The organism is Chitinophagaceae bacterium (assembly GCA_016713085.1).
Classification (GTDB): Bacteria; Bacteroidota; Bacteroidia; order Chitinophagales; family Chitinophagaceae; genus Lacibacter.
The window spans coordinates 1,422,988-1,436,076 of the sequence record JADJPV010000002.1; the positions used below are offsets into that span (position 1 = coordinate 1,422,988).

At 38.9% G+C, this 13,089-nt stretch carries 12 protein-coding genes and 1 pseudogene; 5 read left to right on the forward strand and 8 right to left on the reverse strand.

Annotated elements, in window-relative coordinates; all coding sequences use genetic code 11:
• Positions 1-26: 26 nt before the first annotated feature.
• The 3 genes and pseudogenes from IPK31_19065 to IPK31_19075 all read left to right on the forward strand — a co-directional run bounded on the left by IPK31_19065 (position 27) and on the right by IPK31_19075 (position 3,634).
• Entirely contained in the window at positions 27-626 is a 600-nt protein-coding gene (locus tag IPK31_19065; GenBank protein MBK8089846.1) for a peptidylprolyl isomerase, read from the forward strand.
• A gap of 268 nt (positions 627-894) precedes the next feature.
• A pseudogene (locus IPK31_19070) lies at positions 895-1,198 on the forward strand (hypothetical protein).
• A gap of 177 nt (positions 1,199-1,375) precedes the next feature.
• Positions 1,376-3,634: an RNA-binding transcriptional accessory protein gene (locus IPK31_19075; protein ID MBK8089847.1), complete on the forward strand. Its 2,259-nt coding sequence runs from the start codon at positions 1,376-1,378 to the stop codon at positions 3,632-3,634.
• Between the two features lie 77 nt (positions 3,635-3,711).
• On the opposite strand, the gene IPK31_19080 is transcribed toward IPK31_19075, so the two are convergent.
• Together IPK31_19080 and IPK31_19085 are read right to left on the reverse strand one after the other, a co-directional pair.
• Complete coding sequence (locus IPK31_19080) at positions 3,712-4,014, reverse strand: hypothetical protein (GenBank protein ID MBK8089848.1); 303 nt, start codon at positions 4,012-4,014, stop codon at positions 3,712-3,714.
• Between the two features lie 32 nt (positions 4,015-4,046).
• Entirely contained in the window at positions 4,047-4,400 is a 354-nt protein-coding gene (locus IPK31_19085; protein ID MBK8089849.1) for an outer membrane beta-barrel protein, read from the reverse strand.
• A gap of 143 nt (positions 4,401-4,543) precedes the next feature.
• On the opposite strand from IPK31_19085, the gene IPK31_19090 reads away from it, so the two are divergent.
• Positions 4,544-6,142: a hypothetical protein gene (locus IPK31_19090; GenBank protein ID MBK8089850.1), complete on the forward strand. Its 1,599-nt coding sequence runs from the start codon at positions 4,544-4,546 to the stop codon at positions 6,140-6,142.
• A 29-nt stretch (positions 6,143-6,171) separates the two neighbouring features.
• Here IPK31_19090 and IPK31_19095 read toward each other — a convergent pair whose 3' ends face one another.
• The 5 genes from IPK31_19095 to IPK31_19115 form a co-directional block, all read right to left on the reverse strand.
• Positions 6,172-7,275 (reverse strand): hypothetical protein, encoded by a 1,104-nt coding sequence (locus IPK31_19095; protein ID MBK8089851.1) that lies wholly within the window; start codon positions 7,273-7,275, stop codon positions 6,172-6,174.
• Positions 7,276-7,444: 169 nt separating this feature from the next.
• Positions 7,445-7,957 carry a hypothetical protein gene (locus IPK31_19100; GenBank protein ID MBK8089852.1) on the reverse strand — a complete coding sequence of 171 codons (513 nt, stop codon included), beginning with the start codon at positions 7,955-7,957 and terminating at the stop codon, positions 7,445-7,447.
• 35 nt (positions 7,958-7,992) lie between these two features.
• Positions 7,993-8,340, reverse strand: coding sequence for a hypothetical protein (locus tag IPK31_19105; GenBank protein MBK8089853.1), 348 nt, complete (start codon positions 8,338-8,340; stop codon positions 7,993-7,995).
• 119 nt (positions 8,341-8,459) lie between these two features.
• Complete coding sequence (locus tag IPK31_19110; GenBank protein ID MBK8089854.1) at positions 8,460-8,969, reverse strand: DUF2911 domain-containing protein; 510 nt, start codon at positions 8,967-8,969, stop codon at positions 8,460-8,462.
• 191 nt (positions 8,970-9,160) lie between these two features.
• Positions 9,161-11,731, reverse strand: a complete 2,571-nt coding sequence (locus tag IPK31_19115; protein ID MBK8089855.1) for a glycosyl hydrolase — start codon at positions 11,729-11,731, stop codon at positions 9,161-9,163.
• 27 nt (positions 11,732-11,758) lie between these two features.
• Between IPK31_19115 and IPK31_19120 the strand changes: the two genes are divergently transcribed.
• Positions 11,759-12,487, forward strand: coding sequence for a hypothetical protein (locus IPK31_19120; protein ID MBK8089856.1), 729 nt, complete (start codon positions 11,759-11,761; stop codon positions 12,485-12,487).
• Positions 12,488-12,578: 91 nt separating this feature from the next.
• On the opposite strand, the gene IPK31_19125 is transcribed toward IPK31_19120, so the two are convergent.
• Positions 12,579-13,040 (reverse strand): hypothetical protein, encoded by a 462-nt coding sequence (locus IPK31_19125; protein MBK8089857.1) that lies wholly within the window; start codon positions 13,038-13,040, stop codon positions 12,579-12,581.
• Positions 13,041-13,089 lie beyond the last annotated feature (49 nt).

Sequence of the window (13,089 nt, forward strand, 5' to 3'; positions counted from 1 at the left end):
ATATCTTTATTCTTTAACTTCCTGACATGCGTAAACATTTTTTCTTTCTGCCGTTACTGTTATTCATCCTGATTGGAAATGCACAGGTCATTAAAACAGATGCATCTGTTTTAAAAATAAAAGCTCCCGATACATTCAAAGCGGAGTTTGTAACAACGAAAGGAAATTTTACTGTTGAAGTTTACCGAAACTGGTCACCACTAGGTGCCGACCGTTTTTATCAACTGATCAAAACAGGTTATTACAATAACACCATCGTCTTCCGGGTAGTGAAAGATTACCTTGTACAGTTTGGCGTTTCTGAAGACAGGCCGAAAAACATTTTCTGGCAGGGCAAGAATTTAAAAGACGAGCCAGTGGTTGGTTCCAATACCGACAGTACAATCTGTTTTTCGAGAGGTGCTCCCAATACCAGGAAAACTTCTGTCTTTATCAATCTGCGGAACAATCTCACCTACGATACATTAAATGCAGCAGGGGTGAAAGGCTTTGTTCCTTTTGCAAAGGTTATTTCAGGAATGGATATAGTGCGTCTCTTCTTTTCTGATTATGGCAATGAAACCATGAAGTTTGCCGATTCAGTCTATTTTAAAGGCAATGCCTATCTCAAAAAAAAAGTTTCCTGAACTGGATATGATTAAAGAAGCAAAGATTCTGAAGGAATAACTTTGATTGGCAGATAACAATTCTTTATTGGCAGGGATCATTCACAGCCTTACTTACAATGGCAGATAATATTAACTGCACATTAACCTTATTTTCTTTTTTTCTCTTCTCAAAAAAATATTCGCAAGTTTTCCACATATTGAAATTTGAGCATAGGATTTGCTTTCTGTATTGCACACTAACCACATTAAAGGAAACATCAGCATGGCAAATCAAAAAGAATATCTGATGAAACTACAAGTATCTAAAAATGTACAGTTTACCCGTCTGCTCAAAGCTGATGGCCGTTTAAGGGAATTCAATTTCAGGAAACTGGGTGGATTGCAGAAAGGCATGTTCAGTGTGGATGTGGTAGATGACCGTGGCAACCGTCTGCTTTTTTAAAATGCAAAAGGAAGATGCTACCTGGAAAATAGTAGAAAAAGATGTAGCCGTTTGGATTACAGACTCTTCTGCTCATTTACATGAAAAAATTGAAGAGATGATGAATAGCATTAATCCCGAAGAAAACAGCATTCCAATCAACGAATAACTCTGAAAAACCGCAGAATTTTATAAAGTGGCATTAATCCCTGCCACTTTATTTTTTTGTGCCTGCTCCATTTACTTTCACAGAATAACTGATAGTTAGTTTCCAAATTTTTTAAATTCATCCGCAGGCTTATATTCGCAGCCCCAATTAAAAAAAAACAGAAAACAAAACGATACAATGAGTGATTTTTCATCAAAGATTGCAGGGCTGCTGGGCCTGCGAGTGCAGCAGGTTGAAACCGTACTTGAACTGCTGGAAGAAGGTTCCACCATCCCCTTTATTGCCCGCTACCGGAAAGACAAAACCGGTAATCTCGACGAAGTTGTAATTCAGCAGATCCAGGATCAGTCGAAATTCTTAAAAGAATTTACCGAACGCAAAGCCTTTATTGAAAAAACAATCACCGAGCAGGAAAAGATGACAGAGGCTTTACAACAAAAATTAGACAAAGCATCTACCATCAATGAACTGGAAGATATTTATCTCCCCTACAAACCCAAACGAAAAACAAAAGCTCAAACGGCAAGAGAAAATGGATTAGAACCCTTATCGGTTTTACTGCTTGAGCAAAAAGATATCGATGTAAATGAACAGGCTGCCACATTCATCAACGAAAAAATAAAAACAGTTGAAGAAGCATTGCAGGGAGCCAGGGATATTATTTCAGAACAGGTGAATGAAGATGCCAATGTGCGTGCCAAACTGCGTAAGTTTTTTGAAGACCGTGCACTTGTAAAAACCATTGTTATCAAAGACAAGGAAACAGAAGGTGTTAAGTATAAAGATTATTTCGACTTCAGCGAACCTGTACATAAAATTCCATCGCACCGCATTCTTGCTGTTTTACGTGGTTTTACAGAAAGTATTTTAAAGATGAGTATTGAGCCGGAAGAAGAACTGGCAATTGAACTCATTGAAGAGCAATTTATAAAAGGCATGAACGAAAGCAGTGCCCATGTAAAGAAAGCAGTTAAAGATGCTTACAAGAGATTGCTGCAACCAAGTCTTGAAACAGAGTTCCGTTCGCAGCTAAAACAGAAAGGCGATGAAGATGCGATCAATGTGTTTTCAGAAAACCTGCGTCAGTTGTTGTTGAGCAGTCCTTTGGGAAGCAAACGAATTCTTGCACTTGATCCCGGTTACCGAACCGGTTGTAAAATTGTTTGTCTTGATGAAAAAGCTGATCTGCAGACAACTGATCTCATCTATATTCATGAGCCGGGCAAGTTACATGCAGCTGAACTCACCATTCGTCATTTGGTTTCAACTTACAATACACAGGTGTTTGCCATTGGCGATGGAACTGCAGGAAGGGAAACAGAACAGTTCATTAAGAAATTAAATCTTGGTCTGCCGATTTTCCTGGTAAATGAAGATGGTGCTTCTGTTTATAGCGCAAGTGAAGTGGCAAGAGAGGAATTTCCTGATCATGATATTACAATACGTGGTGCTGTAAGTATAGGAAGACGATTGATGGATCCTTTGGCTGAATTAGTGAAGATCGATCCAAAGAGTATTGGTGTTGGACAATACCAGCACGATGTAAACCAAATGCGGTTGAAAGAACGTTTGGATCAAACAGTAGTAAGCTGTGTAAACCAGGTAGGCGTTAATCTCAATACTGCCAGTAAAAACCTGTTGAGTTATGTAAGTGGTATCAACAGCAGTATTGCAGAAAACATTGTGAAGTACAGGAATGAAATTGGCCGCTTTAAGAATCGTAAACAATTATTGAAAGTACCGAGGCTTGGTGAAAAAGCATTTGAACAATGTGCAGGTTTCTTACGTATTCCTGATGGTGAAAATGCATTGGATAAAAGTGCTGTACATCCCGAAGCATATCCACTGGTTGAACGAATGGCAACTGATCTACAGTTAAAAGTGGAAGATTTGATTGGCAATGAAACCAATATTAAGCAGGTAACATCAAAAAAATATGTAAGCGAACAGTTTGGTGAATTAACCATTACTGATATCCTGAAAGAATTGGTGAAGCCCGGGCTTGATCCACGCAGTGAAGTACAGGTATTTGAATATGCCAACATCTTCAGCATTGATGAAGTAAAAGCAGGTATGGTAATTCCCGGGATGGTTACCAATCTTACACGTTTTGGTGCTTTTGTAGACATTGGCGTAAAGCAGGATGGCTTGGTGCATGTATCGGAAATTTCACACGACTATATTACTGACCCTGCAGAAAAACTAAAGTTGAATGATAAAGTGATGGTAAAAGTTGTTGAAGTTGATATTGCAAGGAAACGAATTGCATTATCCATTAAGCAAACACAGGAAGCTCCTGCAAGAGGAACAAGATTCAACAATTCAACTGCAAGACAGGGAAATCAAAGTGCAGGATTTAAAAAGAAAGAAGAAGACTTAAGCAGTATGAGTGTGAATGATGCATTAAGTGCATTGAAGAAAAAGTTCGGTAAATAAAACACACGCAGTTATAAATTAAACAGGCGCAGTTACACTTTGGGAGTTTCAGCTGCGCCTGTTTCAGTTCAGTAAGCTTACAATCTGAACCCGACTGTAAAGCTCAAAACTCTATGCTTGTTATTTTCATCTGCACTGCTGTTACTACCCGATTGCAGTTTTGCTAAACCAAAGCCATAGTTTACAGAGAACAATGCCTTTTCTCCTTCAAAACCAATTGTTCCGTTTAAACCATAATCAAAACGGCGGATAATACCAAAGCCTGCTCCTTCTTCGCCTGAAGTAGTTGGATCATCGTTAGAGAATTTAATTTTCTCATCTCCGCTGAATGATACACCAAATATTTTTCCTTCTGTTTTGTTTTTTCCTGCAATACCCATTGCTGCATATGGACCGGCTCCTACAAAGAATTTTAATCTCGCCCCATTGGAACTTTCAAAACCACATTTACAGGAACTTCAATATACATCGGGTTACTGGTTGCCCTGTAATAGCTCTGATCAGTAGTATTTCCTGATTGTGTTTTAGTGCCTTTACCAGTAAAAAAAATACCAGGCTGTAAATAAAGAAAAGGCACAATTGGGATATCACCCTGAAGTCCTGCATGAAAACTTACCAGTGTTTTTGCATCATCAATACTGCCATCTTTTGCAATTGACACATTTGCCATGTTTAAGCCTCCTTTTAAAAACACCGAAGATTTTTGAGCTGATACACTTCCGATAGCAACACCCGTTAAAATCAAACAAATTAATTTAAGCTTCATAATGATAATTTTATGTCCCTTAGCCAAACACTATGCCAAAACATTTCAGGAACAGTTAAAACAAAGATGATATCAATGATTCTTTACGTATTTTCAATACCTGTGGATTCAGACTGCAAAAAAAGAAATAATTTTTTTCACGCATGAAAAAAAATATTTACCCGATAGATATTCTTTTAATGGGCATATTGCTTTTCTGGTATGTTTTTCAACGTGCTATTTTGCTTTCATTAACACATGATGAAAGTGCGACAACTGATCTTGTTTCTGTTGCGTTAGCTGATATCATGTTTGCACCCAATCAATTTCAAACAGCCAATAATCATATTCTTCATTCCATTCTTATGAAATGGAGTGTGACAGCATTTGGATGGAAAGAATGGAGCATAAGACTGCCCAATATTTTGTTCTTTGTTTTGTACTATGCAACTGCTGCCTGGTATATACATCAGCTTTCGAAGAATCTGTTTATGCGAATTGCAGGTGTTTTTATTCTTTGTACTGTCCCCTACCTGCTCGACTTCTTTTCGCTTGCCCGTGGATACGGAATGGCTAATGCTTTTTCCTTAGCTGCGATTGTATTGCTCATTACTTATTTTCAGCATGCAGAAAAGAAATACTTACTTCTCAGCTTTTGTTTTGCTGCACTTGCAGTGTACTCAAACTTTACCTGGTTGAACATATATCTTGGTTTGTGGTTGCTGTTAAATTTGGGGACTATTCTATTTTTCAGAACAGAGAATGGCAAATCTCTGGTAAATACTTTAGTGAATAATAATAGTTATCCTCTGTTGATCAGCAGCTTTCTTGCTTTGCTCATTTACAAGCCCATCAGTTTTCTGCGCAGGCAGGATGAATTCAAATGGGGAACAGCTGACTGGAGTACTTCCTTTAAGAATTTTATTAACGATTTGCTGTATGGTCATTCTTTTTTTTCAACCGGATCAGAAAACTCAGTAAAAATAATTGGCTTCGTGCTGATTGCAGGAACCATCATCAGCGTTTTGATTTTTGTCAGACATTATTTGCTCTGCAAAAAAAATGCATTTACAAGTTTCTATGCAAAAGCAAGTGTACTGTCGCTCCTGTTATTATTGATTATTATTACCTCTACCATCGCACAACGGCACCTGCTCAATACCTATTATATTGATGGTAGAAAAGCAACCCTGTACATTCCTGTTCTGCTTTGTTTTCTTACAGCTTCTGGAGCCTGGTTAAAAGAAAAATACAATTCTGCAGGAAGTATTTACTGGATCATCATTTCAGTTGTGTTTCTTTCACAATTCTGTTTATCCTTTAATTTTAAATCCTGCCGTGAATGGTGGTATGATGCCAGCAGTAAACAGGCCTTTCAAATCATTTGTGCTGATTCTGCTTCCAATAAGAAAACAGCCATTAACTGGCTGTTCACACATTCTTTCAATGTGTACAATAATCATTTTTACAATCATTGTCTTTCAACTGTTGTGAGAACAGATGCTTCCGCAGATCAACTGGCAAATATCGATTACTACTATATCATTGGAGATGAAATCAGGAATATACATCCGGTGTACAAACCGGTAAAACGTTTTTTCTGGGATCGCTTTTTGTTAAAGAAAGATACAGAAGCTTATGAACGTGAACTGACAAAGACTATTCAGCAATATCAATCAGCATTCAGTGACACTGCATTGAATGCAATGCGCATTGCAGCCGATTCAATTTTGATTAAACAGCGTAAAGAACTGAACTGGTAAACACTATATTTTACGGAGTAAAAGCTGTTTTATTCTACAGCCTGATCAACATAAGCCGAAACCCAACCTACCGATCCATTTTTAATAAGATAAAACTGCTTTGTTTCGTTTACAGATTTAAACTGACGCATGATCTTCAGCAACAGTGCAGTGCCCGACATTAAGGAACGCTGATCGAAAACAGAATGCACACGTTTTACTTCTTTACCAATTGCACTCTTGTCCCATTTAGCATCACTGATCATGTCTGTAATAGCTGTTTCTGAAAGGGATGCATAATTCGTTGAAAGACGTTCAGCAAATCTCTGCACATCTTCATATGTAACAGGTACAACAGAATTATTGGTGAGTTCAGGATAAATTAATGTAGCTGCCGCCCATGCAATACCGCCACTGAATGCTACATGATCACTTACGGGATAACTGCCGCTTGAGTTGATGGCATAAATAATTTCTGAGCTTTCAGCACCTGCAGCAACACGTACCAGCTGACGGTTAAAGTTTTCCATCGACTTATCTTCAGCACACATTTTCTCAGTTGCATTAGCTGTACTTTTTGTACCCCATGTTAACTGGAACAAATAAAACTCACTGTCATTTCCATAAGGGAAAAAACCACCCTTCGTATTACCGCTTCCAATATCAATCAGGAAGGTATTATATCTGCGGGCAAGCGGCACAATTCCAAGATGTGATAATTTAGCTTCCTGTAATACACTTACTACTTCAACCTTACGTTCAGGTTCATTTACTTTTGACCTGAATGCTTTTACAAAATTTTCAATCCATACATTCTTGTTATCTTTTTCGGCCTGCACTTTTACACCACTGCTGATAACAGTAAAGATCCTGGAAGAAGGAATTTTATAATCACCCATTGCTTTATTGAACAGCCAGGTTAACCCGTTTATCGTTGCATCGAATGTGGGTTGTGTAAAAGAAATGAAATCAGTATTTACAGAAGTATCTTTCAGAATAGTAAATGAGTTTCCGTTTTCTGCGTTTTTCTTCAGCTCAATCACACTCATTTTTACACCCTTTGATCCCACTTCAATACCAGCATAAATATTGGGTGTGCTGAATTTTGACTTGGAACTTGCCTGAGCTGAAACAGATACACTCGAAATGAACAACAGGAAAAAATGGAAAGCAGGCGGGTAATGTAAATTTTATGCATGGTTGTAGTTATAATTTTAAGACTGACCGTAAAAGTAACATAATCAACAGGCTTATCGGCATCCTATTAAATGCATGTCAGTAACTGTGTAAAAAATGTGATTAAGTTGCATCAATTACCAGGGCTTAATTTAGCCGCAGGTCAGATTTGCCGATTCTTGTGCCGTTATGATAGATCTGAAGACTGTAAGCCCCCTGCATAATAATGGAAGGCTCAATTGAAACGGTAACCCTTTTTGCATCGCCTTTTGCATAATTGAAAATACTTTTACGGCTGTAAGGAATCCGTGTGTTGAGGCTGGTTAAAAACATACCTGCCTGCCATTGATCATCCTGCACCACATTCCCTTTTGGATCTGTTAATACTATGAAAAGTTCTGTATCAGTAAAAGAAACTGCGCTGTTTTGCAACAGACATGATACAGAAAAGAATCCCGCTGCATTGGCCCTGGTGGTTGACTGATCTTTTGTTTCGTTTTGAATAGCCCTGAAACTGATGCTCACTGCACTGAGTAATGCAGCCGGAGCTTCCTGTTTATTATTTGGTTGTGTATTTTTTTGTTCAGTTCTTGCTCTTGGTACGTTCACAGCCTCAGCATTTTTTATCTGTGTTGTTGCACTCTTATTGTCAGTCTGCACATCCTGTTTCCCGGTGGCCGATGATAATTTTTGCCTCAGCTCCTTAATTTTTCTTCGGCTCTCCGCAAATCTTCTTTTGTAATGGCATTGATATTGAGAATAGCATAGATTTCATTTTTAAGGCTGTCAATTTCAGATGATTTCTCAGCATAGGCCGTCTTATCTGCTTCACTTTCTGTAGCAGAAGTATCCATTTGCGCCAATGTTTTGCTGTAACTGTTACGAATAGAATCGTTCGCCGCTTTTTGTTCAGCAATACTGTCCTTTTGAATTACTGCCGGCACTTGCTGCACATATTGATTTTTATCATACACATGATAGGCCCATGTTCCCACCAGGCAAAGAGAAACGACTAACAGCAGAATATTTCTTGTGTCCTTCATTATTTGTGCAAACTACTTATTTAAAGCTGAGCGTACAACCAATCAGCAGATGTGTGGAAAAGCTGTGAAATGAAAAATCCCCCGTGGGTTCGGGGGATGGAAAACATTGATGGCTTTCTTTATTGACTAACTGAAAATATCACTTCTATTTTTTCCCATGCTATTGAAACACTGCCGTCTACTTTTCCTTCAATCTTCATTACCTCAACAGGAGTACCTGTTAAACCAGGGCGAACAGTAACTCTCAATGCATCATCGGCTTCTTTGTAGCTGAAAGAACCCCACTGTTTTGAAGTTTTATTGAAAATGATCACCCACTCATCCTTCCCGGGAATGGTGAACAGGGCATATTTTCCTTTTGGAAGAGATTTGCCTTCTACTTTAATATCCTGGTCGGTTTCAAATGTAGTTGCTTCATTGGCACCGGTACGCCAAACCTGTGCATAAGGAACCAGCTTACCCCAGATTTCCCTTCCTTTTACAGATGGAGCGCTGTAAGCTATCTTGATTGTGGCTGTTCCCACTTTGAATTCAGAAGTGGCAGCAGGACTTGGTTTTGCATTCTGCGCACAGGCTGTAATAGAAACCAGCAAAATGAAAACAGGCAATAATGTAAGTAAACGTTTCATGGTTTTTGTTTTATTGAATGATCTGATCTTTAGTCGAAATAATTTGCTCAATGGATGCATCGGTTGAATTAATCCTGTTAGGAATAACAAAGTACACCGTTTTTTGTTCTTCCTGACCCAAAACCTCCTTTGTTTAAGCCGCCTGTGTATTTATCATTGACCTGATTTAAAAACCCCAGAGGTTTTATTTCTTATTTCAATTCGCTCTTTTTCTTTTCATAATAAGCCTTATCTGTGCCCAGTTTCTGTACTTCGCTCAGCGAAGCAATGTAAATGCTGCGTCCATGCGTACCCAGTACAATTTCATTTTCTCTTTCCTGGATGGCAATATCATGAACAGGTACTCTTGGAAGGCTGCCTGCCCAGGCCATTGTACTTGCACCACCATCAACAGAAACATACAATCCATGATCTGTGCCGATGTATAACACATTCTCTGCTTTCGGATCTTCTTTAATCACATTCACGGGTTCAACCGGCAAATCAAGACAAATCTGTTTCCAGCTTGTACCATAATCTTCACTTACAAACACATACGCATTGAACTGATCGTTACGGTAACCATTCAATGTAGCATAAACCCTGCCTTCTTTGAACTTCGATGCAATAACCCGGCTTACATATAAGCCCTGCACATTCTTTGGAAGCTTTGTATGAACAGCCGCCCATGTATAACCGCCGTCTTTTGTAACATGAATAAAGCCATCATCACTGCCGGTATAAATCAATCCAAAACGCAACGGCGATTCACTCATCGTAACCAGAGTTCCGAAAGGAACATTGCCTTCCTTCTTTCCTCCCGTTAAATCAGCACTGAGGTTGACTGAATTTTCTCCTTTATTGAAACTGCGGTGAAATCGGTTACTTCCAAAATAAAATACATCCTGGTTATGTTTTGATAAGAGAATGGGTGATTGCCAGTTGAAACGCAATGGCTTTTCACCTAACTCATGCGCCGGACGAACACTTACTCTTCCCTGGAAAGAAGGTTTGGATTTATCAATGCGTGCATATGATCCAAACTGTGAACCGGTGTACACGGTATTATTATCTCTTGTATCAACCTGCACCTGCATACCATCGCCGCCATTGATTGATTTGAAAGCATAGTTTCCTCCATCATGCCAGTCGCTGCTTTCCTTATTGTTAGAAGGGCCATACCATGTGCCGTTATCCTGGAAACCACCATACACGTTGTAGGGCTTTGCATCATCAACCGCAATTGCATAATACTGACCAACTGCAGGCGAATTTGCTTTAAACCAGTTGTCACCATCATCATAAGAAATATTCAATCCACCATCATTGCCATTAATGATGTGCGAATCTTTCTTTGGATTAATCCACAACACATGATGATCGGAATGCACATTACCTTTATCCATATTCTTAAATGTTTTTCCAGCATCCTTACTCAGCCATGCATTTACACCCAGTACAACAATTTTATCTGCATTGGTTGGTGAAACATATATTTTGGCGAAATAATATCCATAGGTACTGAATGCCTGCGGCAGTTTGTTATTCACCAGCTTCCATGTTTTACCGGCATCATCGCTGCGGTACACTTCACATCCTTTAATGGCCGAATTGCTGAAACCATCATCACCTGCATCAAAATAATCCCACAAAGCAATAGGTTGAATTTTATCTGCCTTCAGCATTTCTTTTACAACTCCTGCTGTATATTTTGCAGGAAAACGTTGCTTCCGTAAAAATGTTTCCAGTTTTTTATAATCTGCTGCAAGCAATTGCTCTTTGCTGATGGTTTTGAAATCCTTCAGCTGAAAAACAGTATCGGATGGTTCCACTTTCTTTGAAGTATCAGGTTTTGGTTCATAATTATCAATCACCGCATAAACAGTATTTGGATTTTGCGGATAAACGGCCAATCCTATTCTTCCTAATTTTTTTCCTTCAGCAAAACCACTGCCGGGTGCAGTAATCAATGCCCATGTATTACCACCATCTGCACTTTTATAAATACCCGATGTTGGACCGCTTTCTTCAAACGTCCATCCCCTTCTTGTACGGTACCAAACAGCTGCATACAATTCAAGCGGATTGTTTGGATTCATTTCCATTTCAACCGCACCTGTGTTTTCATTTATAAACAAAGTGAGTTTCCATGTTTTACCGCCATCGGTTGTTTTATAAACACCACGTTCTTTGTTGGCTGAATATAAATGACCCAGTGCTGCAACCCATGCAGTATTAGGATCGGTAGGATGCAGTTGAACTTTTCCGATATGATGACTTTCGGGTAAGCCAAGATACTCCCATGTTTTTCCTTCATCCATACTCTTATACACACCATTGCCTGCATAAGAAGAACGGCTGCTGTTTACCTCACCTGTTCCTATCCAGATAATCCGGTTGCCATACCATTTCACAGCGATATCGCCAATGGTCATTACATCTTCATTATCGAAAATGGGGCTGAATGACTGTCCATTGTTTTTTGTGTACCAAAGACCACCGCTGGCATAAGCCACATAAAACTCTGTAGGGTCCTGCGGATTTACATCTATATCTGTTACACGGCCGCTCATAACTGTAGGGCCGATATTGCGGAATTTCACATCTTTCAGTAAGGACTTCTTTTCCAGTTCTTTCCGTACCAGCATTCCTTTTTGTCTTTCTTCAGCGGTGCTTGGCTTGATTTGTGCACCCAAGGAAAGGGAAATAAGCAGAAAAGAGAGAATCGGGATAACTTTGTACAGGCAATTTTTAAAACTTGCTGTCGTTTTTAGTGGGAGCATTGGTTTTGGTTTTTTAAATCTCATGTTATGAAAGGAAGAACAGTTTCAAACTTACGAATGTTGATGTTAAGTGCAGTAGCCCTTTTTCTTTTTTGGATGAACGGCACAGCACAGTGCAAAGACTATACAATTGGTGTAAAAGGCGATACGCTTAACTGCACTGATGTAAAAGGTTTAAAACAGGGCAAGTGGGTAAACCGTTTCGATGAAATAAGAGGTGAACCGGGTTATGAAGAAGAAGGTGAATACCAGAACGGGAATAAAGAAGGCCCGTGGAGATCATACACGTTACAGGGTGATCTGTTGGCGATTGAAAATTACCGTTGGGGACATAAACATGGCAAGCAGCAATACTTCAATGCAATGGGCGATATTGTGCGTGAAGAAAGCTGGCTGGCTCATAATCCTGAAAATCCAACTGAAACGGTGGAAGTGTATGATGTAAACGATCCCAAGAAAGTGTACCTGGTGGAAGTAAAAATGGAAGGCTCCACTGTTGCACATGGCATCTGGACGATTTACGAACCCGGCACCGGAAAAATTTTAAAGAAAGAAAATTTCATTCTCGGTAAAATTGATGACGGCACAGGTACAGCCAACGGCATCATTAAAAAAGAACCCGGTGAAGATGGTACAACCACCACCGTTAAGAAAGAAGACAAACCCAAACCAAAGCCGAAAGAAGTAGAAGAATACGAAAAGAAAAACTCAGGGAAGAAAAAGATTAAAGTGAGAACGGGGCAGACGGGAGGGTGAGAAAGTTTGTAGTTTATAGTTGGTAGTTAAATACGATCAGTTTGACGAAGCTGGACTGACTGATTAAACGGCCCATTTTCATTTCACTTTATTAGCTATTTCCTCTTTTACAATTCTCATTTCCCTTTTCATTGCAGAAGCAGAATATAAATAAAAAAAGATAGACACTCAATTCAAAGTGGCTGAGTACGACAGCCCTGTAAACTACTCCCAATAAACAAATAAAAAGAATAGACAAAATCACAGAGGTTGAGACACTACCGGACTTAAGAAAAACCTTGCATTCAACTTTATTATTATTCTTACTTAAGATACCCCATCCGGATATGTCACCTTTTATAGAACGTCCCATTCTTCCATGAAGAATAATATAGTCCCTAAATACTTCAAATTGATACTCCTGTTTTTTATCATCTTTTGATATAAAAGCAATTCTTGTTTCTGAATCTCTCAATATCATTTGCTGATAGAACTGATCATAAATAGCTTGCAGCCGCTTTTCTGAAGTAAATTCCAATATTGAACCGGGATAAAGAGAAAACCATTTCTTCATAACTGCATTTTTCCTAATTTTAAGGATAAAGTTTCTTTATTTAAATTCA

What these genes read in the sequence shown, in the direction of transcription:
- IPK31_19065 (MBK8089846.1), top strand. Translation starts at nt 27, where the DNA reads ATGCGTAAACATTTTTTCTTTCTGCCGTTACTGTTATTCATCCTGATT.
- IPK31_19075 (MBK8089847.1), top strand. Translation starts at nt 1,376, where the DNA reads ATGAGTGATTTTTCATCAAAGATTGCAGGGCTGCTGGGCCTGCGAGTG.
- IPK31_19080 (MBK8089848.1), bottom strand. Translation starts at nt 4,014, where the DNA reads ATGGGTATTGCAGGAAAAAACAAAACAGAAGGAAAAATATTTGGTGTA.
- IPK31_19085 (MBK8089849.1), bottom strand. Translation starts at nt 4,400, where the DNA reads ATGAAGCTTAAATTAATTTGTTTGATTTTAACGGGTGTTGCTATCGGA.
- IPK31_19090 (MBK8089850.1), top strand. Translation starts at nt 4,544, where the DNA reads ATGAAAAAAAATATTTACCCGATAGATATTCTTTTAATGGGCATATTG.
- IPK31_19105 (MBK8089853.1), bottom strand. Translation starts at nt 8,340, where the DNA reads ATGAAGGACACAAGAAATATTCTGCTGTTAGTCGTTTCTCTTTGCCTG.
- IPK31_19110 (MBK8089854.1), bottom strand. Translation starts at nt 8,969, where the DNA reads ATGAAACGTTTACTTACATTATTGCCTGTTTTCATTTTGCTGGTTTCT.
- IPK31_19115 (MBK8089855.1), bottom strand. Translation starts at nt 11,731, where the DNA reads ATGCTCCCACTAAAAACGACAGCAAGTTTTAAAAATTGCCTGTACAAA.
- IPK31_19120 (MBK8089856.1), top strand. Translation starts at nt 11,759, where the DNA reads ATGAAAGGAAGAACAGTTTCAAACTTACGAATGTTGATGTTAAGTGCA.
- IPK31_19125 (MBK8089857.1), bottom strand. Translation starts at nt 13,040, where the DNA reads ATGAAGAAATGGTTTTCTCTTTATCCCGGTTCAATATTGGAATTTACT.